Below are 25170 nucleotides of genomic sequence, written 5' to 3'. Positions count from 1 at the left end.
TCAGGCTTTTGTTTCGCCCATAAAAAACCCCGTCACATGGACGGGGTTTTTTTAGTGCGGCTGAAAATTACTCAGCGCGGACTTGTGCAGCTTGCATACCCTTTTGGCCTTTCTCAGCCACGAAGGAAACGGTCTGGCCTTCTTTCAGGCTTTTGAAACCGTCGCTTTCGATAGCTTTGAAGTGTACGAACAGGTCGTCACCGCCACCTTGAGGAGTGATGAAGCCGAAGCCTTTTTCATCGTTGAACCATTTAACGGTGCCGGTTTGGCGATTAGACATGGTGTATCTCCAAGAAACATATATTTTCAGTAGTACTGTGCTGCTCAGGCCAACTGGGCACACCGGAGTATCATAGTCGAAATGTTCGCTTTGGGAGCCCCCCGGGTGTGCTGTTTGCCCTACAGTCGCGGTTGCTTTGTTGCTTCGTGTGGCTGAAAGCCCCGGTTTAAAAGGCTTTCAGCCGAAAGTATAGACAATAAAAAAAGCTGAAAAACCTGAATAAATTGTACGAAAAAGCGGTTTTCAGAGGTTTTTTACTGTCGTTGCAGGCGCAAAAAGCGCTCTGTCGGGCTTATTTTTTGGCCTTGTTATCGGCTTTGCACGCGCTAATTTGCGTCAGTGCTTTTTGTTTCAGGGCATCACTGGCGGTGTTGTCCATCAGGGACTGGATGTCTTGGGCAGGGTACGATTTGATGGCATCGGCGCCGCAAGCGCAGTGAGCCTTTGCTGCTGCAGCACCGATCTGCGGAGTGGCCGCTTCTGTGCACTGAGCCATGTATTTCTCGCGCTCGCCCTTTGGCCAATCGGCATGGGCAGCCAGTGGCAGCAACAGGACGACGGGTGCGACGATGGCGAATAAACGATTCAGACGCATGCTGAGATGCTCCTTTTGGGTCAATGTCTTTTTATCTGAGGGGTAAAGCGGGGTTCAAGTTCAGCACTCTGGCATAAAAATGCCTGATTTGCCCCCGCAGAAAACCTTGCCACCGCGGCGACCGTTCATCTGTGCTAGCATGCCTCGCTCGGGCGTTCGCAGGCTCCGGATGACCTTCAGTCCCGGTAGCGGCAGCGGCTCGAATAACCCTGATTTGAATCCCAGTCACTCTGGTTCGGTTTTCCGGTTGGCCGCAAGGCTCCTGCCGCTGTAAGGCAGGCGTTCGTTATTGAATGGCCTGGATCGGATCTTGTACTGGCTCATCCCAACCCACGTGACCTTTGGTAGGGGTCACCACTAGGAGAGGAGGCGCCATGCCAACTATTACTCTTCCCGACGGCAGTCAACGTTCATTCGATCACCCGGTATCCGTAGCCGAGGTCGCCGCATCCATTGGTGCCGGTCTGGCCAAAGCCACCGTGGCCGGCAAGGTCAATGGCAAGCTGGTCGACGCCAGCGACATCATCGACAGCGATTCCACGCTGCAAATCATTACGCCAAAGGATGAAGAGGGGCTGGAGATCATTCGCCACTCTTGCGCCCACCTGGTTGGCCATGCGGTCAAGCAGCTGTACCCGACGGCCAAGATGGTCATCGGCCCGGTCATCGACGAAGGCTTCTATTACGACATCGCCTTCGAGCGTCCTTTCACGCCGGACGACCTGGCCGCCATCGAACAGCGCATGCAGCAGCTGATCGAAAAAGATTACGACGTGATCAAGAAAGTCACTCCGCGCGCCGAAGTGATCGAAGTGTTCAAGGCTCGCGGCGAAGACTACAAGCTGCGTCTGGTCGAGGACATGCCGAACGAGCAGGCCATGGGCCTGTACTATCACGAAGAATACGTCGACATGTGCCGCGGTCCGCACGTGCCGAACACGCGCTTCCTGAAATCCTTCAAGCTGACCAAGTTGTCCGGCGCCTACTGGCGTGGCGATGCCAAGAACGAGCAATTGCAGCGCGTTTACGGCACCGCATGGGCAGACAAGAAGCAGCTGGCGGCTTACATCCAGCGCATCGAAGAAGCCGAGAAGCGCGATCACCGCAAAATCGGCAAGCGTCTGGGCCTGTTCCACACCCAGGAAGAGTCGCCGGGCATGGTGTTCTGGCACCCGAACGGCTGGACTCTGTACCAGGTGCTTGAGCAGTACATGCGCAAGGTTCAGCGCGACAACGGTTACCTGGAGATCAAAACTCCACAAGTCGTTGACCGCAGCCTTTGGGAGAAATCCGGGCACTGGGCCAACTACGCCGACAACATGTTCACCACGCAGTCGGAAAACCGCGACTACGCCATCAAGCCGATGAACTGCCCGTGCCACGTGCAGGTGTTCAATCAGGGCCTGAAAAGCTACCGCGAGCTGCCGATGCGTCTGGCCGAATTCGGTGCCTGCCACCGTAACGAGCCGTCGGGTGCGCTGCACGGCATCATGCGCGTTCGCGCCTTCACTCAGGATGATGCTCACATCTTCTGTACTGAAGAACAGATGCAGGCCGAGTCCGCTGCGTTCATCAAGCTGACCATGGACGTTTATGCCGACTTCGGCTTCAAAGACGTCGAGATGAAGCTGTCCACTCGTCCGGAAAAACGCGTCGGTTCCGACGAGCTGTGGGATCGCGCCGAAGCTGCACTGGCTGCAGCCCTTGATAGCGCTGGCTTGCCGTACGATCTGCAGCCGGGCGAGGGTGCGTTCTACGGTCCGAAGATCGAGTTTTCGCTGAAAGATTGCCTCGGTCGCGTCTGGCAATGTGGTACCCTTCAGCTCGATTTTAACCTGCCTGTCCGTCTGGGAGCCGAATACGTCTCCGAAGACAACAGTCGCAAGCACCCGGTTATGTTGCACCGGGCGATCCTGGGCTCCTTCGAACGTTTCGTCGGAATCCTGATCGAGCACTACGAGGGTGCATTCCCCGCGTGGCTGGCTCCGACACAGGCAGTGATCATGAATATCACTGATAAACAGGCTGATTTTGCCGCAGAGGTTGAAAAAACCCTCAATGAAAGCGGATTTCGTGCCAAGTCTGACTTGAGAAATGAAAAGATCGGCTTTAAAATCCGCGAGCATACTTTGCTCAAGGTTCCCTATCTCTTGGTTATCGGAGATCGGGAAGTCGAGATGCAGACTGTCGCTGTGCGTACTCGTGAAGGTGCTGACCTGGGCTCGATGCCCGTCGCCCAGTTCGCTGAGTTTCTCGCGCAAGCGGTTTCCCGGCGTGGTCGCCCAGATTCGGAGTAATTACTATTAAGCGTGAAATGAGACAAGATAAACGAGCTGCACCGAAAGCCCCGATCAACGAGAATATCTCGGCACGCGAGGTTCGGTTAATTGGGGCTGAAGGTGAACAGCTTGGGATTGTGTCAATTGAAGACGCGCTTCTTAAGGCTGAAGAGGCCAAGCTGGATTTGGTGGAAATTTCCGCCGATGCAGTACCCCCTGTTTGCAAACTGATGGACTACGGCAAATCGATCTTCGAGAAGAAGAAGCAGATTGCCGCGGCCAAGAAAAACCAGAAGCAGATTCAGGTTAAAGAAATCAAGTTTCGTCCAGGGACGGAGGAAGGGGATTACCAGGTAAAACTGCGCAACCTGGTACGTTTCCTGAGTGATGGGGACAGGGCCAAGGTATCCTTGCGATTCCGCGGCCGTGAGATGGCCCACCAGGAGCTGGGGATGGAACTCCTCAAGCGAGTTGAAGGTGACTTGCTCGAGTACGGTTCGGTCGAACAGCATCCTAAGATGGAAGGACGCCAGCTGATCATGGTCATCGCCCCGAAAAAGAAGAAGTAATCAATAGGGCACGGCAGGCCTTCTGATTATGTTTATCAACTGAATGCGGAGTATCCGAACATGCCAAAAATGAAAACTAAAAGTGGTGCTGCTAAGCGGTTTTTGAAAACTGCTAACGGTATCAAGCACAAGCACGCTTTCAAGAGCCACATCCTGACTAAAATGTCGACCAAGCGTAAGCGTCAACTGCGCGGTAGCAGCTTGCTGCATCCGTCTGACGTGGCAAAAGTCGAGCGCATGCTGCGCCTTCGTTAATTTTAGTCAAGAATAGAGGAAGTAACTCATGGCTCGTGTAAAGCGTGGCGTCATTGCCCGTAAACGTCACAAAAAAATTCTGAAACTTGCTAAAGGCTACTACGGCGCTCGCTCGCGCGTATTCCGTGTTGCCAAGCAAGCGGTAATCAAGGCAGGCCAATACGCCTACCGTGACCGTCGTCAGAAAAAACGTCAGTTCCGCGCTCTGTGGATCGCTCGTATCAACGCTGGTGCACGTATCAACGGTCTGTCCTACAGCCGTTTCATCGCCGGCCTGAAAAAAGCGTCCATCGAGATCGACCGTAAGGTTCTGGCTGATCTGGCAGTGAACGAAAAAGCGGCGTTTGCTGCGATTGTCGAGAAAGCTAAAGCCACCTTGGCTTAAGTACCCCCGACAGTCACCCGGCCTCACCTCTGTGGGGCCAGGTGTTAAACGTCATAAATAGGGGAAGAGCCTTCAAGCTCTTCCCCTATTTTGTATCTGGAGTCTGTACATGGAAAACCTGGATGCGCTCGTCTCTCAAGCACTAGAGGCTGTGCAAAGCGCTGAAGATATCAATGCCCTGGAGCAAATCCGGGTTCACTACCTTGGCAAAAAGGGTGAATTGACTCAGGTGATGAAGACCCTGGGGAATTTGCCGGCAGAAGAGCGTCCGCAAGTCGGCGCGCTGATCAACGTTGCCAAGGAGCGTGTCACAGAGGTTCTCAATGCCCGCAAGGCGCTGTTTGAAGAGGCCGACCTGGCCGCCAAACTGTCTGCCGAGTCCATTGACGTGACCCTGCCCGGCCGTGGCCAGACCTCCGGTGGTCTGCATCCGGTTACTCGCACTCTGGAACGTATCGAACAGTTCTTCACCCATATTGGCTACGGCATTGCCGAAGGCCCTGAGGTCGAAGACGACTATCACAACTTCGAGGCGCTCAACATCCCTGGCCATCACCCGGCCCGGTCGATGCATGACACCTTCTATTTCAATGCCAACATGTTGTTGCGCACCCATACCTCACCGGTACAGGTTCGCACCATGGAATCGAAACAACCGCCGATCCGCATCGTCTGCCCAGGCCGTGTGTACCGTAGCGACTCCGATATCACTCACTCGCCGATGTTCCACCAGGTCGAAGGCCTGCTGGTCGACCGCGATATCAACTTCGCTGACCTGAAAGGGACCATCGAAGAGTTCCTGCGCGTGTTCTTCGAAAAAGAACTGGCCGTGCGTTTCCGCCCTTCGTATTTCCCGTTCACCGAGCCATCCGCCGAAGTCGACATGGAATGCGTGATGTGCAGCGGTAAAGGCTGCCGTGTCTGCAAGCAGACTGGCTGGCTGGAAGTCATGGGCTGCGGCATGGTTCACCCGAATGTGCTGCGTATGTCCGGGATCGACCCGGAAGAGTTTTCGGGCTTTGCCTTCGGCATGGGCGTTGAGCGTCTGGCCATGCTGCGTTACGGCGTGAACGACTTGCGTCTGTTCTTCGACAACGACTTGCGGTTCCTCGCGCAATTTCGCTAGTCGTAACGAATTCTTAGGAGAGCAGGATGAAATTCAGTGAACAATGGCTGCGTGGCTGGGTAAGCCCGCAGGTAAGTCGCGACGAGTTGGTTGCTCGTCTGTCGATGGCCGGTCTTGAGGTCGATAGCGTTACGCCGGCCGCCGGTGAATTCAGTGGCGTGGTCGTGGGCGAGGTGCTGAGCACCGAGCAACACCCGGACGCTGACAAGTTGCGTGTTTGCCAGGTCAGCAATGGCTCGGAGACTTTCCAGGTAGTGTGCGGTGCGCCAAACGTGCGCCCCGGCCTGAAGATCCCGTTTGCCATGATCGGCGCCGAACTGCCGGGCGACTTCAAAATCAAGAAAGCCAAGCTGCGTGGCGTTGAATCCAACGGCATGCTGTGCTCCCAGGCTGAGCTGCAAATCGGCGAAGGCAACGATGGCTTGATGGAATTGCCGGCCGATGCGCCAGTCGGTCAGGACATTCGTGAGTACCTGAGCCTTGACGACGCCAGCATCGAGGTCGACCTGACCCCGAACCGCGGTGACTGCCTGTCGCTGGCCGGTCTGGCCCGCGAAGTCGGCGCGCTTTATGCCGCCCAAGTCACTCGCCCAGTTATTGCCAGCGTTCCGGCCGTGCACGATGAAGTGCGTTCGGTTGAAGTACTGGCACCGGCCGCGTGCCCGCGCTATCTGGGTCGTGTGATCCGTAATGTCGACCTGTCCAAGCCTACGCCGCTGTGGATGGTCGAGCGTCTGCGTCGTGCCGACGTGCGCAGCATCGACGCTGCCGTCGACATCACTAACTACGTGATGCTGGAACTGGGTCAACCGCTGCACGCGTTCGATCTCGCCGAAATCAATGGCGGCATCCGCGTACGCATGGCCGAAGAAGGCGAGAAGCTGGTACTGCTCGACGGTCAGGAAGTCAGCCTGCGTAGCGATACGCTGGTGATTGCAGACCACACCCGTGCCTTGGCTATCGCCGGCGTCATGGGTGGCGAGCACAGCGGCGTCAACACCGCGACCACTCGCGATATTTTCCTGGAAAGCGCCTTCTTCGACCAGATCGCTGTCGCTGGCAAGGCTCGTTCCTATGGCCTGCACACCGATGCCTCGCACCGCTATGAGCGTGGCGTGGACTGGCAATTGGCCCGTGAAGCCATGGAGCGTGCCACTGGCCTGCTGCTGGACATCACCGGTGGCGAAGCGGGTCCGATCATCGAGACCGTCAGCGAGCAGCACCTGCCGTCGATCGCGCCGATCACCCTGCGTGCCCAGCGCATCACCCAGATGCTGGGCATGGAAATGGATTCGGCCGAAGTCGAGCGTCTGCTCAGCGCTTTGGGCCTGATCATTTCTGCCGATGGGGCAGGGCAGTGGCGCGTTGAAGTGCCAAGCTTCCGTTTCGATATCAGCCTGGAAGTCGACCTGATCGAAGAGCTGGCCCGTCTGTACGGTTATAACCGTCTGCCGGTTCGCTATCCGCAAGCCCGTCTGGCGCCGCAAGCCAAGGCCGAAGCGCGTAGCGATCTGCCTGAACTGCGTCGCCTGCTGGTGGCTCGTGGTTATCAGGAAGCGATCACGTACAGCTTCATCGATCCGAAACAATTCGAGTTGTTTAATCCAGGTGTCGAGCCGCTGCTGCTGGCCAACCCGATTTCCAACGACATGGCTGCCATGCGTTCGTCCCTGTGGCCTGGTCTGGTCAAGGCGCTTCAGCACAACCTGAACCGTCAGCAGGATCGCGTCCGTCTGTTCGAAAGCGGTCTGCGTTTCGTCGGTCAGCTGGAAGGCCTGAAGCAAGAGCCGATGGTGGCGGGTGTGGTGTGCGGTAGCCGTCTGCCGGAAGGCTGGGCACAAGGTCGCGATGTCGTGGATTTCTTCGACGTCAAAGCCGATGTGGAAGCAGTACTGGGCTTCGCCGGTGCGCTGGATTCGTTCACGTTCGTGCCGGGTAAACACCCAGCATTGCACCCGGGTCAAACCGCACGCATCGAACGTGAAGGCCGTCTGGTAGGTTTCGTTGGCGCGATTCACCCTGAATTGTCGAAAACCCTCGGTCTCGACCGTCCGGTCTTTGTTTTCGAATTGGTTCTGGCCGAAGTGGCGTTGGGCAAAATGCCTAAATTCCAGGAGTTATCGCGCTTTCCTGAAGTGCGTCGTGACCTTGCACTCCTGGCGGATAAAGACGTTGCGGCCACTGCCGTACTGGACGTAATCCGTGAAAATGCAGGTGAATGGCTGACAGACCTCAGGCTATTTGACGTGTATCAGGGTAAAGGTATTGATCCGCATAGAAAAAGCCTTGCAGTTGGCTTGACCTGGCAGCATCCATCGCGCACTCTTAATGACGATGAGGTGAATACCACGACGCAAAACATCCTCACCTCGCTCGAACAAAGGTTGAACGCCACGTTAAGGAAGTGACGTATGGGGGCTTTGACGAAAGCTGAGATGGCGGAACGTCTGTATGAAGAGCTGGGCCTGAACAAGCGGGAGGCCAAGGAATTGGTCGAACTGTTTTTTGAAGAAATCAGGCACGCTCTTGAAGACAACGAACAAGTCAAATTGTCCGGTTTCGGCAATTTCGACCTTCGGGACAAACGCCAGCGGCCTGGCCGCAATCCGAAAACGGGAGAAGAAATCCCGATCACGGCTCGCCGTGTGGTCACCTTTCGTCCAGGGCAGAAGTTGAAGGCCCGAGTTGAGGCTTATGCTGGAACCAAGTCATAACGACGAACTACCCGTCATCCCGGGCAAACGCTACTTCACCATTGGTGAAGTCAGCGAGCTATGTGCGGTAAAACCGCACGTGCTGCGCTACTGGGAGCAGGAGTTTCCTCAACTCAACCCCGTCAAACGCCGCGGAAACCGCCGGTATTATCAGCGCCAGGACGTGCTGATGATCCGGCAGATCCGCGCGCTTCTTTACGATCAGGGGTTTACCATCGGCGGCGCACGCTTGCGTTTGTCCGGCGATGAAGCCAAAGACGACACCACCCAATACAAACAAATGATCCGCCAGATGATCGCCGAGCTGGAAGATGTTCTGGTGGTGCTCAAGAAATAAATTCCTGCTTTTAAATACTTCCAGTTTTCAAAAGCTTGCGATATATTCTTGAGCGTTCCTCGAGATGAGGAACAGATTTAACGCCTAGTCGGGGCGTAGCGCAGTCCGGTAGCGCACTAGCATGGGGTGCTAGGGGTCGAGTGTTCGAATCACTCCGTCCCGACCATATTTTTCAATGATTTAGCCCAATCTTTTCAGGTTGGGCTTTTTCATGTCCAAAAATTTATCCTCACAGCATTACAGCCATCCGATGCAGGACTACAGCAAACTCTTCCCGTCAAATTCGAATAACGTCGACATCACGGAGTACGTTGCGCGGCAGGTAAAACTGCCATCAACCAATATCACTTCTTCGTCGATTTGCTGCTGGAAGGGATGTGCAGGTAAGACATCACGCTTTCGGTCAGTTCGGTCGCCAGCTTGACGGCTTCTTTATTGCGCGCCATCACACCCGCCACCAATCCTTCGATCAATGCGAGCACGGCGATGTTGGAACTGGTCAATACCGGGTGGTCGGCGGGGGCAAATAGCACGTGTTCGGCGATGCTGGTGAGAGGCGATGCGGGTGAGTCGGTGATTGCCAGCACCGAGGCGCCGCGCTCGTTGGCGAAACGTGCGAGTTGCAGAGTGTCGAGGGAATAGCGCGGCAGAGAGATCGCCAGCAGTACGTCCTGATCGGTGATGGCGGCCAGACGGTAAGCGGCGTTTTCGTTGCCACCCTCCATGCTGATGGCGGTAGCGTCCGCACAGAAGGGCATCAGGGTCGAGGCGGCGAGACCGGCGAAGTAGACACTGTTGCCAAAGCCCAGGATGTAAATTTTGCGGGCTTTGGTCAGGCGGGTGACGAACGCTTCAAAGGTGTCTGCATGGTTGTTGGTCGCCGCCGTGGCGAGATTGCTGCTGGCGCTCTGGATTTGCTCATGCAGGCCAAATGCGCCGTCAGGACGATGCGCCAATTCGTTGCGCAGTTTGTCGACCGGCGACACCATCTGCTGCAACGTCGCGACCAGCTCGGTCTTCATGCCGGTATAGCCACCCAGGTTCAGCGCCTTGGCCAAACGATTAACCGCTGCTGGCGAGGTGGATGTCTCATGAGCCATTTCTTCGATAGTCAGCGTCGCGGCCCTTAGCGGGTGACGCAGGATAAAATCCGCCACCTTGCGCAGTGACGGCGGTAAATCGGAAACGATTTCCGCCAGTTTGCGCATTACCGGCGCGGCATAGACCGTGGAGTTGTTCGATGGGCTCGGCATATCCGGATCTACAGTTCCTGAGGGTTGGAGTTGGGGCTGGGGCGGGCGCATAACCTGTGGGAGCGTGGCTTGCCCGCGAAGAGCGATAACGCGCAATGCCTGAAAAATCGCGGTGTTCGCTTCGCAGGCAAGCCACGCTCCCACAGGGTTTTGCGCGGGGGCCTAAGTTGGCTGGAGTGTATGATTATTTCAAGCTACCGGCCAGAAACTGCCGGAGGCGTTCGGACTGCGGTTTGACCAGCACCTCGCGCGGGTTGCCACGCTCTTCGACTTGGCCCTTATGCAGAAACACCAGTTGGTTCGACACCTCGCGGGCAAAGCCCATTTCGTGGGTCACGACCACCATGGTGCGTCCTTCCTGCGCGAGGTCCTGCATGACTTTGAGCACTTCGCCGACCAGCTCGGGGTCGAGTGCCGAGGTCGGTTCATCGAACAGCATCACTTCAGGTTCCATGGCCAGTGCACGGGCAATCGCCACTCGCTGTTGCTCACCACCGGACATATGAGCCGGCCAGGCGTCCATGCGGTGTGCCACGCCGACTTTGTTCAGGTAGTGCTCGGCTTTTTCCCGCGCTTCTTTCTTGTTCATGCCCAGCACATGCACTGGAGCTTCCATGACGTTTTCAAGGGCACTCATGTGCGACCAGAGGTTGAAGTGCTGAAATACCATCGATAGCCGCGAACGCATGCGTTGCAGCTGCTTGGGTTCGGCAGCCTTAAGCCCGCCGAGTTTATTGGTCACCAGCTTGAGCTGTTCGCCATTGAGCACGATGTTGCCTGCGTTGGGCTGCTCCAGCAGGTTGATGCAACGCAGGAAGGTGCTTTTACCCGAACCGCTGGAGCCGATGATGCTGATGACGTCACCGGCCTTCGCCTCCAGGGACACACCCTTGAGCACTTCGTGGGTGCCGTAGCTTTTATAAAGATCCTGAATTTCAAGTGTGTACATGGTTTCAACTCTCTGGAATCAGTCGCTGAGCAAGCGGCCTTGGCGAATAGGGGTACTGCCGGCCACTTTGGCCAACCACAAACCGGACTGGGCAAAGCGCAGACGTTCGCGGGCATAAAGAATCCCGTCGGTGCTGGCGTGCACCACGCTGTGGTGATCGGTCAGTGGATCAATCACTTCGAACAGCGGATCGCCGACCTTGACGTGGGCGCCCAACGGTTGCAGATAACTCACCACCCCCGGGTGCGGTGCATAGGCGTACTGCGCACCGGCGAACGGTGTCGCTTCACAACGGCTCGGTGGCGCCGCAGGCCAGTCACCGCTGATCAGGCCTTGCTCGGCGAGATAGCCGAGAATGGCCTGCGCGCTATCGACGCATTGCTCGCGTTCGGTGTCAGCCATGCCGCGCAGCTCGATAGTGGTGGCCACACACGCCAGCGGAATATTGGCTTCAGGGAAGAGTTCGGTCAGGCGTAACCACGGAATCGCACAGGCTTCATCGAAGGCACTGCCGCCCGCATCCTCAGCCAGCAGAGCGACACCGGCATTCAGGTGAGCGGCCAACGAGCGCAAGCGCGGCCAGTTTTGCGGCATGGCGTAAAGCAGCATGATCGACTCGAAGTCGCAGTGCAGGTCCAGCACCAGATCGGCATCACAGGCATGTTGCATCAACAAACGGCGCAGGCCATCGAGTTCCGACATCGGTGCCGGCATGTCTCTGAGGACATCGCTCATGGCGCGGCGGATGAGCGCAATGTTGGCGTCGGCATTGTCCCCCAATTGACCTTCCAATAGCGGTGCCACCGCTTCGGCCAGTTCCGGGAAGTCGCGATTGAAGTTCTTCCCGCTAGAGAATTCAAAGCGCCCCTGATGGGTAGCCTGGAACATCTGTGCGATACCAATCGGATTGGCCATTGGCACCAGCTCGATCACTCCGGTCAGGCAACCTTGCTCTTCCAGCTCGTGCAGACGACGTTTGAGTTCGACAGCGACGCGCATCCCCGGCAGCTCGTCGGCATGCAGGGAGGCCTGGATGTAGGCCTTGCGCGGCCCGTTGCCAAAACGAAACAGCGACAGCTTCCGTTCAGTGCCCGAGGCACTCCACGGCAAGAGGTATTGAATGTGCTTCATAAAATTCCTTAGTGCTTGCGCGGTGCCAGATACGCCAGCCAGCGGCGCTCGGCCAGCTTGAACAGACGAACCAGGATGAAGGTCAGGGCCAGGTAAATGAGGCCGGCCGTGATGAACGCCTCGAATGGCAGATAGAAGCGCGAACTGACGGTTCGCGCGGCTCCGGTGATATCCACCAGCGTGACGATGGATGCCAGGCTGGTGGTTTGCAGCATCATCAACACTTCGTTGCTGTACTGCGGCAGCGCCCGGCGCAAGGCTGACGGCAGGAGGATGCGGCGGTACAAGGTCAAGCGCGACATGCCCATGGCTTTGGCGGCTTCGATCTCGCCGTAGGCCGTGGCCTTCAAACTGCCCGCGAGGAGTTCCGCGCTATAGGCGCTGGTATTGATCGCGAAGGCCAGGCAGGCACAAAAGGTCGCGCTGGACAGGTAAGGCCAAAGCGCGCTTTGGCGTACCGCTTCGAACTGCGCCAACCCGTAATAGATCAGGAACAATTGCACCAGCATCGGGGTACCGCGAATCACGTAGGTGTAGAGCCAGGCCGGGAAGTTGATCAGCGGTGATCGGGAGACGCGCATCAGCGCTAAAGGAATTGCAAGCACCAGGCCAATGGCCAGGGAAATCAGCAGAACTTTGAGGGTCACCAATGCGCCATTTAAATACAGCGGCAGGTTTTCCCAGATCAGGTTGTAGTCGAGAATCATGGGTGTGCTCCCAGTCACAGTTCGGCGGCTTTGATGCCGACCGAGTAGTGTTTTTCCAGATAGCGCAGCACCAGCAATGACACGCTGGTCAGCATCAAGTAGAGCGCGGCAACCGCGAGGAAAAACGTGAATGGCTGATGGGTGGCGTCCGCTGCATTTTTGGCTTTGAACATCATGTCCTGCAAACCGATCACCGAGATCAGCGCGGTGGATTTGGTCAGCACCAACCAGCTGTTGGTGAACCCGGGAATAGCGAAACGAATCATCTGCGGCACCAGAATCCGCCAGAACACCTGAGCGCCACTCATGCCATAAGCCGCGCCGGCCTCGCCCTGGCCTTTAGGGATCGCCATAAAGGCGCCACGAAAGGTCTCCGAGAGATAGGCACCGAAAATGAAGCCCATGGTGCAGACACCGGCGATAAAAGGATTGATGTCGATGTAGCGGGTGTAACCGAGTGCGAGGGCAATGCGGTTCACCAGGTCCTGGCCGCCGTAGAAGATCAGCAGGATCAACACCAGGTCAGGAATACCGCGAATCAGGGTTGTATAACCTTCGCCCAGCACCGCCAGCCATTTAAACGGCGACAAACGAAAGGCGGCACCGATCAGACCCAGGGCAATGGCCATGGTCATGGCGGTCAGGGCCAGGTTAATGGTCAGCCAGGCGCCATCGAGAATGCTCGATCCGTAGCCGTGGAGCATGATGAAGTTCCTCAAGCGAGCGCCGGGAGGCGCGCGAGACAAGCCAAAAGTGGCGCCCGCAAGAGCCGGCGCCAGCGTTCGGGTAAAGATTTATTCGCCGTAGATATCGAAGGCGAAGTACCTGGCCATTACTTGCTGGTACTTGCCATTGGTGCGGATGGCGTCAATCGCTGCACTCAGGCGTGCAACGTTCGCACTGTCACCTTTACGCACCGCGATCCCGGCGCCTCTACCGAAGTATTTAGGGTCGTTGATGTCCGGCCCTACCAGTGCGAAACCTTTACCTGATGGTGTTTTGATAAAGCTCTCATCGGTGTTGACGATGTCCGCGAGCGTGGCGTCCAGACGACCCGAAGCCAGATCGAGAAAGGCTTCATTTTGTGAGGAGTAGCGCACCACCTCGACGCCGGCTTTCTCAAGCTGCTCGGTGGCGAAACGATCGTAAGTCGAGGAGCGTTGTACGCCGACTTTCTTGCCCTTGAGATCGACCAGCGGATCGTTGATCACGTTGCCGGCCTTCATCGCGAACTTGCCCGGCGTGTGGTAGTACTTTTTGCTGAAGTCGACCGACTTCATCCGGTCTTCAGTGATCGACATCGACGACAGCACCGCATCGATCTTGCGCACTTTGAGCGACGGGATCATGCCGTCGAATTCCTGGATGACCCACTCGCATTTGATCTTCATCTCTTCGCACAGAGCGTTGCCGATGTCGTAATCAAAACCACTGACATTGCCCTCTGGTGTCTTGAAGGAGAAGGGCGGGTAGGCGGCTTCGATACCGATACGCAGGCTGTCTTCGTCGGCGTGTGCCAGCAAGCTTGCGGCGCATAGTGCCAGAGCACCTAGAAGTTCGGTCTTGTTCATATTGTTGACTCCTTGGATGGGGCGTTGGATGACACGGGAATCTGCCGTCCGATCTGGCGAGGTGCAGCGGTCCTGATGATTAACGAGGGTATAAATGACATACAAAATTTCATAAATCAATGATGTGAAAAAAAACATATCAAAAAATGGCGGCAAGCCGGAGAGGCTGGTGGACGAATTTTTTTATGCGCCCGGCATTGGGCTCGATCTGCTTCCAGATGGATGGCTGGCTGTGTAACTTGTTGATACAAATATGAATCTGTATCATTTAGTTTCATGTCAAGGGTGCGAGGGAGTGCATTGCCCATATAAAAATAAGGTCAAGGTAATGCTCAAAATGCTACTCGTGTATGGTCATCTGATTGCCACCTGTATTGCTCTGGGGAGGGTGCTGCAGGCTGATCAAAAGCTATGGAGCTGGCGCAAGGATGTGTTGAGCCAGATGCAGCGTGAATATCTCGAAGAGACTCAAAAAATTGTCACGCTCGCGCTATTGGCTCTTTGGGGAAGTGGCTTGCTGCTGGTGCTCCAGGGTTACCTCGATGAGGGGAGCGCATATCTGCTCAATCAAAAGCTCTGGGCCAAGGTGAGTGTTGTCGCGCTGCTTAGCCTTAATGGTGCTTTGTTGCATCGGATCGGTTTCCCGCTACTGCAGAAGGCTCCCTTTGTCTCGTTACGTACCTCCGGCCGCACTCGTCTTGCTCTCTTGGGGGCTCTTTCTATGAGTGGCTGGTTATTTGCTGCTTTCCTGGGGGTAGCTCGAGCGTGGAATCACGCACTGCCTTACTTGCATGTGATGGGGGTTTTTGTCGTGTTCTCGTTGCTTGCTTGTGTAGTGGCGCTGATAGTCGCCAGTGCAGCAGGCGCTATGGGAGAGAAATGGTCACGTACCGGCAGCAAGTGAAGCGGGTTGTGCCGGACATTGATAGGTGAACAATGTGCCGCCCGCTAAGGCGGCACAGGCGGATCAAGAGGTTGAGTATTCGAGATACAGCCTTTCGAGAGCCTCTTGGTACTTATCTCCCTTTAACGTTTTTTTCAGCACGGCCAAGGCTTCGAGCGCTGAAGCCGCAGCCATCGCCTCGTTTTCTCCCCGGTAGGCGGCTCGCAGTCTTGCTGCTGCAATGATCGATTCTTCAGTCGTTGGCATGTGATTGCCCTCGGCGGATTGAATCTCACTGATAGTCGTAACCTTCAACGATTTCAAGGTAAACGGCGGGTAACGTCACTCTTTCACTCTTTCACTCGTACTAATCTCTTGTCGAGCGTTTTGGCGAGACACATCGCTTCATCGCTCAATGACTTGCAAAAGGCGTCGACGAAGGTAGAGGAGGGGCGATAATCAGGCCGGATCAACATAACGCGATAGGGAATGGACACGTTGATCGGCCGAATGGCCAATCCTCTGCCTGACTCCTCCACTGCGGTCAACGGGTTGATAATCGCCACCCCCAACTGTTGCCTGACCATGGCGCAGACCGATGCAGCGTTGGTTGTTTCTATGACGGTATGCCGATTGACTCCGGCCTGACGGAAGTGTTCATCGAGCGTCTGACGATAGATGTCCAGACCCGAAAAGTTGATGAAATCGACGCCGCGAAAGTCTTCCATTATCAGGAGCGACCTGGATAGCAGAGGATGACCCTCTGGCAGAATGCAGACCATGTCGGAACAAAAGAGCAGTTCCCCTTGAGTACCTCGTGGTACATGCTCGCCCTCGGTCAATCCGAGGTCGTAACGCTGGGCGCTGAGAGACTCTTCCAGTAAGGGTGATTCCTGTGCCGCAATGCTCAAGCCTATGCCGCTATGCTGTTGTTGAAAGTGCTTACAGACCTTGGGCAACAGCGTCTGGGAAAACAACGGTAGGCAGGCGACGCTCAGTTGGCCATGTTCGAAGCGACGGATCGACTGTGCAACGCTGTTGATTCGTTCCAACCCGATGTAGGAGTGTTCAACCTCTTCGAGCAGCATAATGGCCTGAGCCGTCGGTACCAGCCTCCCTCCCTCTCGATCAAACAGCCGAAGGCCAGAGATACTTTCAAGCCGCGCCAGTTCCCGGCTGACCGTCGGTTGGGAAGTAAATAGCAAGCGGGCCGCTCCGGTAACACTCCCCGCCTGCATGATGGCGCGGAAGACTTCGATATGCCGTATGGAAATTCCCACCCGGGGCCTCCGTCAATTGATCAATCCCCATATCAAAACTGAATCGACCCACAAAGAATAGATATTTTATTGAATGCTTGGCGATCGACATGATGGTTTCTCTCTTTCCCTCAGATTGAATACCGCATGCCCAACCATTCCGCTTTCCAGCAATTAGCCGAAACTGCGAAACAGCACGGTACCCCGCTCTGGTGCTATGACGCCCAGACCATCAGGGCACGCGTCGACCAACTGCAAGGCTTCGATGTCATTCGATACGCGCAAAAAGCCTGCTCCAATCTGCATATTCTCCGTTTGATCCGCGAACAAGGTGTGCGGGTCGATGCCGTATCATTGGGGGAAATCGAGCGTGCGTTGCTCGCTGGATACAGTCCTGCCGGCGACCCGGCGGGCATTGTTCTGACCTGTGATCTGTTCGATGAAGCGACATTGCGACGGGTCGTCGAACTGAACATCGAGGTCAATACCGGCTCGATTGACATGCTCCGTCAATTGGGCAAAGAGTCTGCGGGCCATCGCGTCTGGCTGCGGATCAACCCAGGGTTTGGCCACGGTCACAGCCGCAAGACCAATACCGGCGGTGAAAACAGCAAGCATGGAATCTGGCATGACCAGGTTCAGGAAGCGCTCGGCGTGATTCGGCAATTCGGGCTGAAACTGGTGGGATTGCACATGCATATTGGTTCAGGTGTGGATTACGCGCACCTTGAGCAAGTGGGCTGTGCAATGGTCTCGGCCGTGAGGACACTTGACCACGATATCGAAGCATTCTCCATCGGCGGGGGGCTTTCCACGCCTTATCGTGTGGGGGATGAGCCAGTGGATATCCAGCGTTATGTGAACGCCTGGCGCCAGGCCAAACAGGACATCGAGGCTTTTCTCGCGCACCCCGTACGGATGGAGATCGAGCCCGGTCGATTCCTGGTAGCCGAGTCAGGCTATTTGGTGACCGAAGTCCGCGCGGTAAAAAAAGTCGGTAGCCGAAACTTCATCCTGGTGAACGCCGGCTTCAATGACCTGATGCGGCCAGCCCTCTATGGCGCCTATCACCAAATGACCTTGCTGGACTCCCGGGGTGTCCCGGTCGATCGTGCGGAGCACCTCTGTGTAGTGGGAGGTCCCCTGTGCGAAGCCGGCGATATTTTTACGCAGGATGAACAGGGTGTCACACCCCGTTTGCTACCTGAAGCGCAGGTTGGCGACTTGCTGATCATGCACGATACCGGCGCGTACGGCGCTTCTATGTCATCCAACTACAACAGCCGCCCACTGTTGCCGGAAGTATTGATCGAGCAAGGGCAAGCTAAATTGATTCGACGCCCGCAACCCTTGTCTGACTTGCTGGCCTTGGAATTGGGGCTTTAAAGGCCAATCGGTGATCGAAACAATCGGTTGAAGATTGTCGTGGACCCATCAGCCAAACGCCCGGACCGACTTCGCTGATTCAAACGCCAAATGGCTTGAAAACATTGCCGTTTTCGAGAACATGAGTCGCACTCAAGTTCATAGATCACCATTCGATTTAAGGGGAGAGGCATTACGCACGCCCCTCCTGGTTGCCAAGGCAATATTCAGCTTTACGCCGCGCTAACCGCACCGGTTACCGTGGATTTATTCCGAACAGTCCTATACAGCAAACTGGACACCATGAATCCAAGAACGGCCAATACGCTCATCAAACTGAAGACGTAGTTGTAGCCTTGCTGGCCCGGGAAATGGTCGAGGATTGCGCCGTAGATGACGTAAGCGAACATGCCCGGTGCGTAGCCGATCAGGCAGCCGATACCGAAGGCTGAACCGGTGATGTGCGAAGGGATGCCGACTTCACCCATGGGTGCCCAGAACACGCCGCGCATGGAAAATACAATCAGCGCGAACGACAGCGTGGCTGCCATGCCCGCATAGATAAAACCCGGGCTTTTCGGGATCAGCAGGATGACGCCCATCAGCGGCAGCAAGGCCAGGAATGCCCACTTCAAATAGCGGCTGGTGCTCTTGAATTGCTTGTCGGCAATGAAACCACCGGCGGGGCCACCGAGGATCTTGAGGAAGTACTGATTGATGATGCCGTAGGCGCCCACCAATGCCACGGGCAGCCCGTACATTTCCTTTAGGTAGGGAATGAAATAGGTCAGGCCACAGTAGACGATGTAGACCATGAATACGTTGAGGCTGACCAGCCAGATACCCGGCACCTTGATGGCCTCGAGCAGGTTCGACACACCGTTCTTCGACTTGGCAATCGTCTGCGCGCTGCCGCCCTTGAGCAGGAACCAGGTCAGGGTTCCTGCAAGAATGTCGATGACCGAGTAGAAGAGGATTGCCGATTTCAGACCGGTTTCACCGGAGCCCATGGCAACGAAAACGCCCAGTGCAGAAAAGGCAACCAGGGTATCAATGACGCCACGCCCACCTTCCAACAGTCCAAACAACCGACCCTGTTCCTGATCGTCACCCAGGTTGCGGATGGCTTTGAGCAGCGAAGGCCAGAAGATGCAGTCGGCGCATACAGCCAGCAGGCTGAACACGATCAGCAGATTGCTGAAGGGTGGGAAGGTCGCCAGATACAGCCCCAGGCCACCGGTACCGATCAGGCCGATGGGGATCAGTTTTCGCGTGTCGTAGCGGTCGGCGAGCATGCCGCCGACGACAAACAGTGCGGTGGCGATGATGGCGTTGGCGCTCAGCAGCATGCCGATTTCAGTGTGGCTCAAGCCCATGAATTCTTGCATGGGGATATAGAAGGCGTCTTTGAGGTTCGCCAGCTTGTAGATGGTGCCACCACCGAGGATGAGAATCAGGAATCTGAGCCATTTGGCCTTGTCACGAGTTGTCATTATTGTTCTCCAGGCGTGTTCGGGTAAGCAGTGCTGGTTGTCGCGTCAGGTTCAGGGATTAGCGCGGTTGGCCAGGGTCAACTCGGCCAGGGTTCGGAACTCGGTCAGCAGGCCTCGCACATACGCGACCTGGTTGTTCGCCCAACGGTGTTCGTCGGCGAGCATTCGTTCGAGCGAGTAGCCGTCCGGGAGTGGCGTGTCACTCATTTCCCGGTACGCAATGAATGGATCGGCAGCCTCAGAGGTCTGGCGGAACGCCGGGGCGACGTAGTGGTTTTCCTGCTCAAGAATGAACGTGATCACTTGCGGGGTTGAGTCGCCGAGCATCAACAGTTCGAACAGCATGCGGGCGCTTGGCAGGTCGTCCTCGTCGCTGCCCTGCAGCACACCGTAATGGCCGAAGCCGTTTTGCTCGGGAACGATGCGCACACCCTTGAGGTGGGTCTGGCGGATGTGTGGCGCCAGGGTGCGCAGCGCCTGCAGGGGCTGTTCGCAGGCATTGATCATGTTGCCGAAGTCGAACAAGGCATGCAGCCGTGGATGGTTTAGCCGGTTCAGCAGTTGCGCGATTTCGGCGCTTTTGAGTTCTTCGTGCTGCTCGAAATCGAAGAACAGGTCGTGCTCATCTGCCTGCTGCGCGAGGTAATGCAGGTCGGTCTCGATCACGTCCATGACCCGGGACAGCGTCCCCTCGTAGCGTGAGTAAACGCGGATGTTGCGGACCCCAAGCGTCTTGGCAATGGCGATCACTTGATCGACATCTTTTTTCAGCGTGCTGCTGATTTCCAGATGCACATCCAGCTCTAGCGCATTGGCCTTGTCGGCAAACGCTTGCAACTGCGCAGGTGTCATTTGGCTCAGGCTGTTTTCCTCGCCGTCGAGCAAATGCAGGCTCAGACCCTGCAGCTCGTGGCGATAGGCGAAATCCAGCAGGTCGGCAGGCGTGACACGGCCATGGGTGAGGTTGGTCAGCAAGGGATAGGCATGAGCAAACAAGCGCATCTGCCCAAGGCGGTCGAGCAGTTGGCGGGCCAGTGCTTCAGTCAGTAGGGGAGGTGTTCCGGCCTCGGCAGCCTTGTGGCTGAGCAAGGCATTGAATCGCTCTTGGATCTTATTGTTCATTCGAGTCGTTCCTGGTTCAGACGCCGGGTCTACCGGCGCAGCCTTTATCGCGCCAGTCAGGAACTCTCGATAGATCCATTATCAGTTAAATCATAAGACCACTTGCCTTGCCTCAAGTGGCCTGCAGATACCCCATTTTGCTCAAGGCCCGGGCCAGCGCTTCGACGCGTTCTTGCGCCTGGCCCTCAGGCGTACCGGCGAAACCGATGAGCAGGGCAGGTGGCAGGACATGCTCAAGGCAGTAGTCGCTCAGGGCATAGGTGTGGATGTTGTGCCGGGCCAGTTCCCTGGCGATCACGTCGTCATCAAGCGTGGGCGGCAGCCAGGCGATCAGGTGCATGCCGGCGTCCACCGGGGTGATGTTGAAGAAGCCGCCCAGCTGTTGCTGAAGTTGCTCGAGCAGTGCTTGCTGGCGAGCCTGATACAGCGCACGCATGCGTCGAATATGGCCGAGGAAGTGGCCTTCGCGCATGAAGTCCGCCGTTGTCGCCTGGAGAAGCGTGGGCGGGCTGCGATCCATCACCGCGCGCAGGGTACAGAAGGGTTCGACCAGGGCTTGCGGCAATATCACATAGCCCAGTCTTAGCGAGGGGAAGAGCACTTTGCTGAAGGTGCCGACGTAGATCACTCGAGCCATCCGGTCCATGGCGTAGAGCGCGGGAAGGAGACGGCCGCTGTAGCGCAACTCACTGTCGCAATCGTCCTCGATGATCCAGCTCTGATACTGCGCAGCCCAGTCGATGAGTGCCTGGCGCCGCGCATAACTCATAGTCACGCCCAAGGGATGCTGGCGAGAAGGCGTGGTAAACACCAGGCGGGCGTCAGGGCACTCGGCCAGGCCTTGTTGAATATCTATTCCTTGTTCATCGATCCGCAACGGCACCACTTGGGCACCCTGAGCCTGCAACGCAATGCGCGCCGCGATGTGTCCTGGATCCTCCATCCACACGCTGTCCTGCGGATTGAGCAACAGCATGCCCAACAGGTTGAAGGCTTGCTGGGCCCCTGAAACGATCACCACCTGCTCGGCACTGCAATCGATGCCACGGGCATCAAAGACGTACTCGGCAATCGCCGCGCGCAAGGCCTGTAACCCTTGCAGTTCGCCATAACCAAGCATGGCCTTGGTCGGCTTGAGCAAATGGCGGTTCATCAAGCGCCGCCACACCGCGAGCGGGAACGCGTCGTAGGTACTGTGGCTGGGCAGGAATGAGGTGGGGGTCGCAGGGTCCCAATCAGTGTAGGAAACCCCGCGAAAGTGACTGCTGCGCAGCGACAGCATGGACTGGCTCAGGTCGGACAGTCGCGGTGGCTGGCGCTGCTCTTCGTCGGCAATCCCTCGGCTCTCCCACTCATCGCCGACATAGGTGCCCGCCCCGGTGCGCGAGGCCAGGAAACCTTCGGCAATCAGCTGATCGAATGCATTGAGGATGGTGATCCGCGACAGCGCCAATTCTTTGCTCAGGGTCCGCGTCGACGGCAGGCGCACGCCCCCTTGCATTTTTCCGCTGAGAATCTGTTTGCGAATCTGCAAATAGAGTTGGCGGTACAGGGGGATGGAACTGGCACGGTCCAGCTCAATAGCCGACAGCAGCAAACCTGCAGGGGATTTCATCACATGCTCGTCTGGAGGGGAGGTGGTTTGACCTGGAACACCATCATACCGAGGTGCGCAGGGTATCGAGAGGCACTGGATAAGTCATCCACCGCAGGCGTTGAGGCAACGCACACTGTCATGAAATGAAAAGCCATTGTCGTCTGATGAGAAGCGACTCACCAGGCGGCGTCCTACAGTCCAATCAGCGCAATTCGACGCAGTACGCCCAACTTGAGACTGGAGAATAAGAAAAAATGGCCAAAGCCGTACGCTTCTACGAAACCGGTGGTCCCGAAGTCCTTCGTTATGAAGAGGTCGAAGTCGGCGATCCCGGTCCCGGCCAGGTTCGTCTTCGTCATGTGGCGGTGGGCCTGAACTATGCCGACACCTACTTTCGCAATGGCACTTACCCGATTCCGATGCCCAACGGCATGGGGGTTGAAGCGTCCGGTGTGGTCCAGGCCATCGGCGCAGGGGTGACCAACGTACAAGTCGGTGATCGCGTCACCTACACCGGTTTTCTCAATACATTGGGTGCCTATAGCACCGAACGTCTGATCCCGGCCGCGCCGCTGATCAAACTGCCGGAAACCATCAGCTTCGAGACCGCTGCGGCCATGACCATGCGCGGCTTGACCTCGTCGTATCTGATGCGGCGCATTTACGACTTCAAGGCCGGCGACAGCATTCTGCTGCATGCCGCCGCCGGTGGCGTGGGCCTGATCGTTTCGCAGTGGGCCAAGCTGCTCGGCCTGAACGTCATTGGCACCGTGTCCACCGAGGCGAAGGGTGAAACTGCCCTGGCCCATGGCTGCGAGCATGTCATCAATTACAGCCATGAAGACGTCGCCCAGCGCGTTCGCGAATTGACCGATGGCGTGGGTGTCAACGTGGTGTTCGACAGTGTGGGCAAGAACACCTTCATGGGCTCGCTGGATTCGCTCAAGCGTCGTGGCCTGATGGTCTGTGTCGGCACGGCGTCTGGCCCGATCCCGGCCTTCGATCCGGTGATGCTGGCTATGAAAGGCTCGTTGTTCCTGACCCGTCCGGCCCTGGCCGATTACATCGCCGACCCGGCGGAAAAAGCCGCCCTGGCCGGCGAGCTGTTCGACCACGTCGGCAGCGGTCGGATCAAGATCGAGATCAACCAGCACTATGCTTTGCAGGATGCCGTCCAGGCCCATCGCGACCTGGAATCACGCAAGACCACGGGCTCATCGATTTTCGTCATTTAAGGGAGTTGTCTGCCATGAAAGTCGAACAATTGACCTGCAGCATTGGCGCGGAACTGGTGGGCGTCAACCTCGCCGACGCGGTGCATGACGACGATCTTTTTGCCGAGATTCGTGCTCAGCTGCTCAAGCATCGGGTGGTGTTCCTGCGTGATCAGGACATCACGCGCGCCGAGCATGTAGCCTTCGCCCGGCGCTTTGGCGAGCTGGAGGATCATCCGGTGGCCGGCAGTGATCCGGATCATCCAGGGCTGGTGCGCATCTACAAGCGGCCGGACCAGCCGGCCGACCGCTATGAAAACTCCTGGCACAGCGACGCGACCTGGCGTGAGGCGCCGCCGATGGGTTGCGTGCTGCGCTGCGTAGAGTGCCCGCCGGTGGGCGGCGACACCATGTGGGCCAACATGGTCGAGGCCTACGCGCGCTTGCCGGAGGACGTGAAGGTGAAGATTGCCGACCTGCGCGCCCGCCACAGCATCGAAGCCAGCTTCGGTGCGGCCATGCCGATCGAAAAACGTCTGGCACTCAGGGAGAGATTCCCGGATGCCGAGCATCCGGTGGTGCGCACGCATCCGGAAACCGGGGAAAAGGTGTTGTTCGTCAACGCCTTCACTACACACTTGAGCAACTACCACACCCCCGAGCGGGTGCGCTTCGGCCAGGACGCCAACCCGGGCGCGAGCGAGTTGCTGCGCTACCTGATCAGCCAGGCGTATATCCCCGAGTATCAAGTGCGCTGGCGCTGGAAGCCCAACAGCATCGCCATCTGGGACAACCGCAGTACTCAGCATTACGCCGTCATGGATTACCCGCCGTGCCATCGCAAGATGGACCGTGCCGGGATCATCGGCGACAAGACTTACTGATCGACCCCTTCTGCATTCGCACTCGTAAAGACGTCTGCCCGGCACGATCCCGGGTGGGCGCGACAATCATAAAAACAGGAGTAACTCATGCAATTCTTCGACGATTCCCTGCACCCGGAAAACATGGAAAAGGTGGTTATCACGGTGGCCCCGTATGGCCCCGAGTGGATGCCGGAAGACTTCCCCGAAGACATCCCGCTGACCATGGACGAGCAGGTGCAGAAGGCGGTTGATTGTTATGAGGCGGGGGCAACGGTATTGCACCTGCACGTGCGTGAATTGGACGGCAAGGGTTCCAAGCGTCTGTCCAAATTCAACGAGTTGATCGCCGGTGTGCGTGAAGCCGTGCCGGACATGATCATCCAGGTCGGTGGTTCGATTTCCTTCGCCCCCGAAAGCGATGGCGAAGCCGCCAAGTGGCTGTCTGACGATACTCGCCACATGCTGGCCGAGCTGACGCCAAAACCGGATCAGGTCACGGTGGCCATCAACACTACCCAGATGAACATCATGGAACTGCTGTATCCGGAATACCTGGAAGGCACGTCCCTGGCCAATCCTGCCTATCAGGCGGCTTACAGCGAAATGACCGTACCGGCAGGCCCGGCCTGGGTCGCCGAGCACCTGAAGCGTCTGATGGACAACGGCATCCAGCCGCACTTCCAGCTGACTGGCATGCATGCCATGGAAACCCTTGAACGCCTGGTGCGCAAAGGCGTGTACAAGGGCCCGTTGAACCTGACCTGGATCGGTATCGGCGGCGGTTTCGATGGCCCCAATCCGTTCAACTTCTTCAACTTCATCCACCGCGCGCCAGACGGTTGCACCCTGACCTCCGAGTCGCTGCTCAAGAACGTCATGCCGTTCAACACCATGTCGATGGCCATGGGCATGCACCCGCGTGTGGGCAATGAAGACACTATCATTGATCACAAGGGCGATCGTTTCGGCTCAGTTGCGCAGATCAAGCAAACCGTACGCATCGCCCATGAACTGGGTCGCGAAATCGCCACGGGCAAAGAAGCCCGTGAGATCTACCGCATCGGCGTGCAGTACCAAAGCATCGAAGAAACCTTGCTGGCCAATGGCATGGCCCCCAACCGCAAGGCCGGGCAGAAAGGTGTGCCGCAACGCGGCTGATCGACAGGCGACGCGGGAGGTCAATGGCCTCCCGCTCGCTGCACTGCAACACGCTTGATAAC

26 protein-coding genes and 1 tRNA gene are annotated in these 25170 nt (G+C 57.1%); 14 read left to right on the top strand and 13 right to left on the bottom strand.

Annotated features, from left to right (window positions below):
• Positions 1 to 67 precede the first annotated feature (67 nt).
• Positions 68 to 280: a cold-shock protein gene (locus ACZ3HH_RS16905; RefSeq protein WP_007905882.1), complete on the bottom strand. Its 213-nt coding sequence runs from the start codon at positions 278 to 280 to the stop codon at positions 68 to 70.
• Positions 281 to 572: 292 nt separating this feature from the next.
• Positions 573 to 875 carry a hypothetical protein gene (locus ACZ3HH_RS16900; RefSeq protein WP_465806041.1) on the bottom strand — a complete coding sequence of 101 codons (303 nt, stop codon included), beginning with the start codon at positions 873 to 875 and terminating at the stop codon, positions 573 to 575.
• A 374-nt stretch (positions 876 to 1249) separates the two neighbouring features.
• Between ACZ3HH_RS16900 and thrS the strand changes: the two genes are divergently transcribed.
• The 9 genes from thrS (at position 1250) to ACZ3HH_RS16855 (ending at position 8706) form a co-directional block, all read left to right on the top strand.
• Positions 1250 to 3172, top strand: a complete 1923-nt coding sequence (gene thrS, locus ACZ3HH_RS16895; RefSeq protein ID WP_010455934.1) for a threonine--tRNA ligase — start codon at positions 1250 to 1252, stop codon at positions 3170 to 3172.
• Positions 3172 to 3723, top strand: coding sequence for a translation initiation factor IF-3 (gene infC, locus ACZ3HH_RS16890; protein WP_169857083.1), 552 nt, complete (start codon positions 3172 to 3174; stop codon positions 3721 to 3723). Before thrS ends, infC begins: the two co-directional genes overlap by 1 nt.
• Before the next feature lie 60 nt (positions 3724 to 3783).
• Positions 3784 to 3978, top strand: coding sequence for a 50S ribosomal protein L35 (gene rpmI, locus ACZ3HH_RS16885; protein ID WP_002553160.1), 195 nt, complete (start codon positions 3784 to 3786; stop codon positions 3976 to 3978).
• Between the two features lie 28 nt (positions 3979 to 4006).
• Positions 4007 to 4363: a 50S ribosomal protein L20 gene (gene rplT / locus ACZ3HH_RS16880; RefSeq protein WP_007905879.1), complete on the top strand. Its 357-nt coding sequence runs from the start codon at positions 4007 to 4009 to the stop codon at positions 4361 to 4363.
• Between the two features lie 109 nt (positions 4364 to 4472).
• A complete protein-coding gene (pheS, locus tag ACZ3HH_RS16875) occupies positions 4473 to 5489 on the top strand; it encodes a phenylalanine--tRNA ligase subunit alpha (RefSeq protein WP_007905876.1) in 1017 nt (338 codons plus the stop codon).
• Positions 5490 to 5515: 26 nt separating this feature from the next.
• On the top strand, positions 5516 to 7897 hold the full coding sequence (gene pheT, locus ACZ3HH_RS16870; RefSeq protein WP_465806033.1) for a phenylalanine--tRNA ligase subunit beta: 2382 nt from the start codon (positions 5516 to 5518) through the stop codon (positions 7895 to 7897).
• 3 nt (positions 7898 to 7900) lie between these two features.
• Positions 7901 to 8203 carry an integration host factor subunit alpha gene (ihfA, locus tag ACZ3HH_RS16865; protein ID WP_002553164.1) on the top strand — a complete coding sequence of 101 codons (303 nt, stop codon included), beginning with the start codon at positions 7901 to 7903 and terminating at the stop codon, positions 8201 to 8203.
• Complete coding sequence (locus tag ACZ3HH_RS16860; RefSeq protein ID WP_003179985.1) at positions 8184 to 8540, top strand: MerR family transcriptional regulator; 357 nt, start codon at positions 8184 to 8186, stop codon at positions 8538 to 8540. The genes ihfA and ACZ3HH_RS16860 overlap by 20 nt, the downstream gene beginning before the upstream one ends.
• Before the next feature lie 89 nt (positions 8541 to 8629).
• A tRNA-Pro gene (locus ACZ3HH_RS16855) sits at positions 8630 to 8706 on the top strand.
• A 178-nt stretch (positions 8707 to 8884) separates the two neighbouring features.
• Here ACZ3HH_RS16855 and ACZ3HH_RS16850 read toward each other — a convergent pair.
• The 6 genes from ACZ3HH_RS16850 to ACZ3HH_RS16825 all read right to left on the bottom strand — a co-directional run bounded on the left by ACZ3HH_RS16850 (position 8885) and on the right by ACZ3HH_RS16825 (position 14151).
• Positions 8885 to 9793, bottom strand: a complete 909-nt coding sequence (locus ACZ3HH_RS16850) for a MurR/RpiR family transcriptional regulator (RefSeq protein WP_465805993.1) — start codon at positions 9791 to 9793, stop codon at positions 8885 to 8887.
• A gap of 184 nt (positions 9794 to 9977) precedes the next feature.
• Positions 9978 to 10742, bottom strand: a complete 765-nt coding sequence (locus tag ACZ3HH_RS16845; RefSeq protein WP_465805991.1) for an ABC transporter ATP-binding protein — start codon at positions 10740 to 10742, stop codon at positions 9978 to 9980.
• 18 nt (positions 10743 to 10760) lie between these two features.
• Complete coding sequence (locus tag ACZ3HH_RS16840) at positions 10761 to 11873, bottom strand: succinylglutamate desuccinylase/aspartoacylase family protein (protein ID WP_465805989.1); 1113 nt, start codon at positions 11871 to 11873, stop codon at positions 10761 to 10763.
• Between the two features lie 8 nt (positions 11874 to 11881).
• Positions 11882 to 12580: an ABC transporter permease gene (locus ACZ3HH_RS16835; RefSeq protein ID WP_465805987.1), complete on the bottom strand. Its 699-nt coding sequence runs from the start codon at positions 12578 to 12580 to the stop codon at positions 11882 to 11884.
• Between the two features lie 14 nt (positions 12581 to 12594).
• Positions 12595 to 13284, bottom strand: a complete 690-nt coding sequence (locus tag ACZ3HH_RS16830; protein ID WP_465805984.1) for an ABC transporter permease — start codon at positions 13282 to 13284, stop codon at positions 12595 to 12597.
• Between the two features lie 90 nt (positions 13285 to 13374).
• Positions 13375 to 14151 carry an ABC transporter substrate-binding protein gene (locus tag ACZ3HH_RS16825; RefSeq protein ID WP_465805982.1) on the bottom strand — a complete coding sequence of 259 codons (777 nt, stop codon included), beginning with the start codon at positions 14149 to 14151 and terminating at the stop codon, positions 13375 to 13377.
• Between the two features lie 328 nt (positions 14152 to 14479).
• Between ACZ3HH_RS16825 and ACZ3HH_RS16820 the strand changes: the two genes are divergently transcribed.
• Complete coding sequence (locus tag ACZ3HH_RS16820; RefSeq protein ID WP_465805980.1) at positions 14480 to 15055, top strand: hypothetical protein; 576 nt, start codon at positions 14480 to 14482, stop codon at positions 15053 to 15055.
• 63 nt (positions 15056 to 15118) lie between these two features.
• Here the strand turns inward: ACZ3HH_RS16820 and ACZ3HH_RS16815 are convergent, their stop codons facing one another.
• Together ACZ3HH_RS16815 and ACZ3HH_RS16810 are read right to left on the bottom strand one after the other, a co-directional pair.
• On the bottom strand, positions 15119 to 15301 hold the full coding sequence (locus ACZ3HH_RS16815) for a hypothetical protein (RefSeq protein WP_465805978.1): 183 nt from the start codon (positions 15299 to 15301) through the stop codon (positions 15119 to 15121).
• 83 nt (positions 15302 to 15384) lie between these two features.
• Positions 15385 to 16314, bottom strand: a complete 930-nt coding sequence (locus ACZ3HH_RS16810) for a LysR family transcriptional regulator (RefSeq protein ID WP_465805976.1) — start codon at positions 16312 to 16314, stop codon at positions 15385 to 15387.
• Positions 16315 to 16440: 126 nt separating this feature from the next.
• On the opposite strand from ACZ3HH_RS16810, the gene lysA reads away from it, so the two are divergent.
• Positions 16441 to 17679 carry a diaminopimelate decarboxylase gene (gene lysA / locus ACZ3HH_RS16805; protein WP_465805974.1) on the top strand — a complete coding sequence of 413 codons (1239 nt, stop codon included), beginning with the start codon at positions 16441 to 16443 and terminating at the stop codon, positions 17677 to 17679.
• 212 nt (positions 17680 to 17891) lie between these two features.
• Here the strand turns inward: lysA and ACZ3HH_RS16800 are convergent, their stop codons facing one another.
• The 3 genes from ACZ3HH_RS16800 to pdxR form a co-directional block, all read right to left on the bottom strand.
• A complete protein-coding gene (locus ACZ3HH_RS16800) occupies positions 17892 to 19151 on the bottom strand; it encodes an MFS transporter (RefSeq protein WP_465805972.1) in 1260 nt (419 codons plus the stop codon).
• A gap of 51 nt (positions 19152 to 19202) precedes the next feature.
• Positions 19203 to 20273: a sugar phosphate isomerase/epimerase family protein gene (locus ACZ3HH_RS16795; RefSeq protein ID WP_465805970.1), complete on the bottom strand. Its 1071-nt coding sequence runs from the start codon at positions 20271 to 20273 to the stop codon at positions 19203 to 19205.
• A 112-nt stretch (positions 20274 to 20385) separates the two neighbouring features.
• The gene (gene pdxR / locus ACZ3HH_RS16790; protein ID WP_465805968.1) at positions 20386 to 21888 is read right to left on the bottom strand and encodes a MocR-like pyridoxine biosynthesis transcription factor PdxR; all 1503 of its coding nucleotides are present in this window, start codon (positions 21886 to 21888) and stop codon (positions 20386 to 20388) included.
• A 236-nt stretch (positions 21889 to 22124) separates the two neighbouring features.
• Here pdxR and ACZ3HH_RS16785 point away from each other — a divergent pair, with 236 nt between their 5' ends.
• From ACZ3HH_RS16785 to ACZ3HH_RS16775, 3 genes are all read left to right on the top strand, one after another.
• Complete coding sequence (locus tag ACZ3HH_RS16785; RefSeq protein WP_465805966.1) at positions 22125 to 23105, top strand: quinone oxidoreductase family protein; 981 nt, start codon at positions 22125 to 22127, stop codon at positions 23103 to 23105.
• Positions 23106 to 23119: 14 nt separating this feature from the next.
• A complete protein-coding gene (locus ACZ3HH_RS16780; RefSeq protein WP_465805964.1) occupies positions 23120 to 23968 on the top strand; it encodes a TauD/TfdA dioxygenase family protein in 849 nt (282 codons plus the stop codon).
• An 87-nt stretch (positions 23969 to 24055) separates the two neighbouring features.
• Positions 24056 to 25108, top strand: a complete 1053-nt coding sequence (locus ACZ3HH_RS16775) for a beta-keto acid cleavage family enzyme (protein ID WP_038980143.1) — start codon at positions 24056 to 24058, stop codon at positions 25106 to 25108.
• Positions 25109 to 25170 lie beyond the last annotated feature (62 nt).

Source organism: Pseudomonas sp. PME37.24/025, from assembly GCF_055556615.1.
Note: the sequence above shows the minus strand (reverse complement) of the source record. Positions and strands in the feature narration are given on the sequence as shown.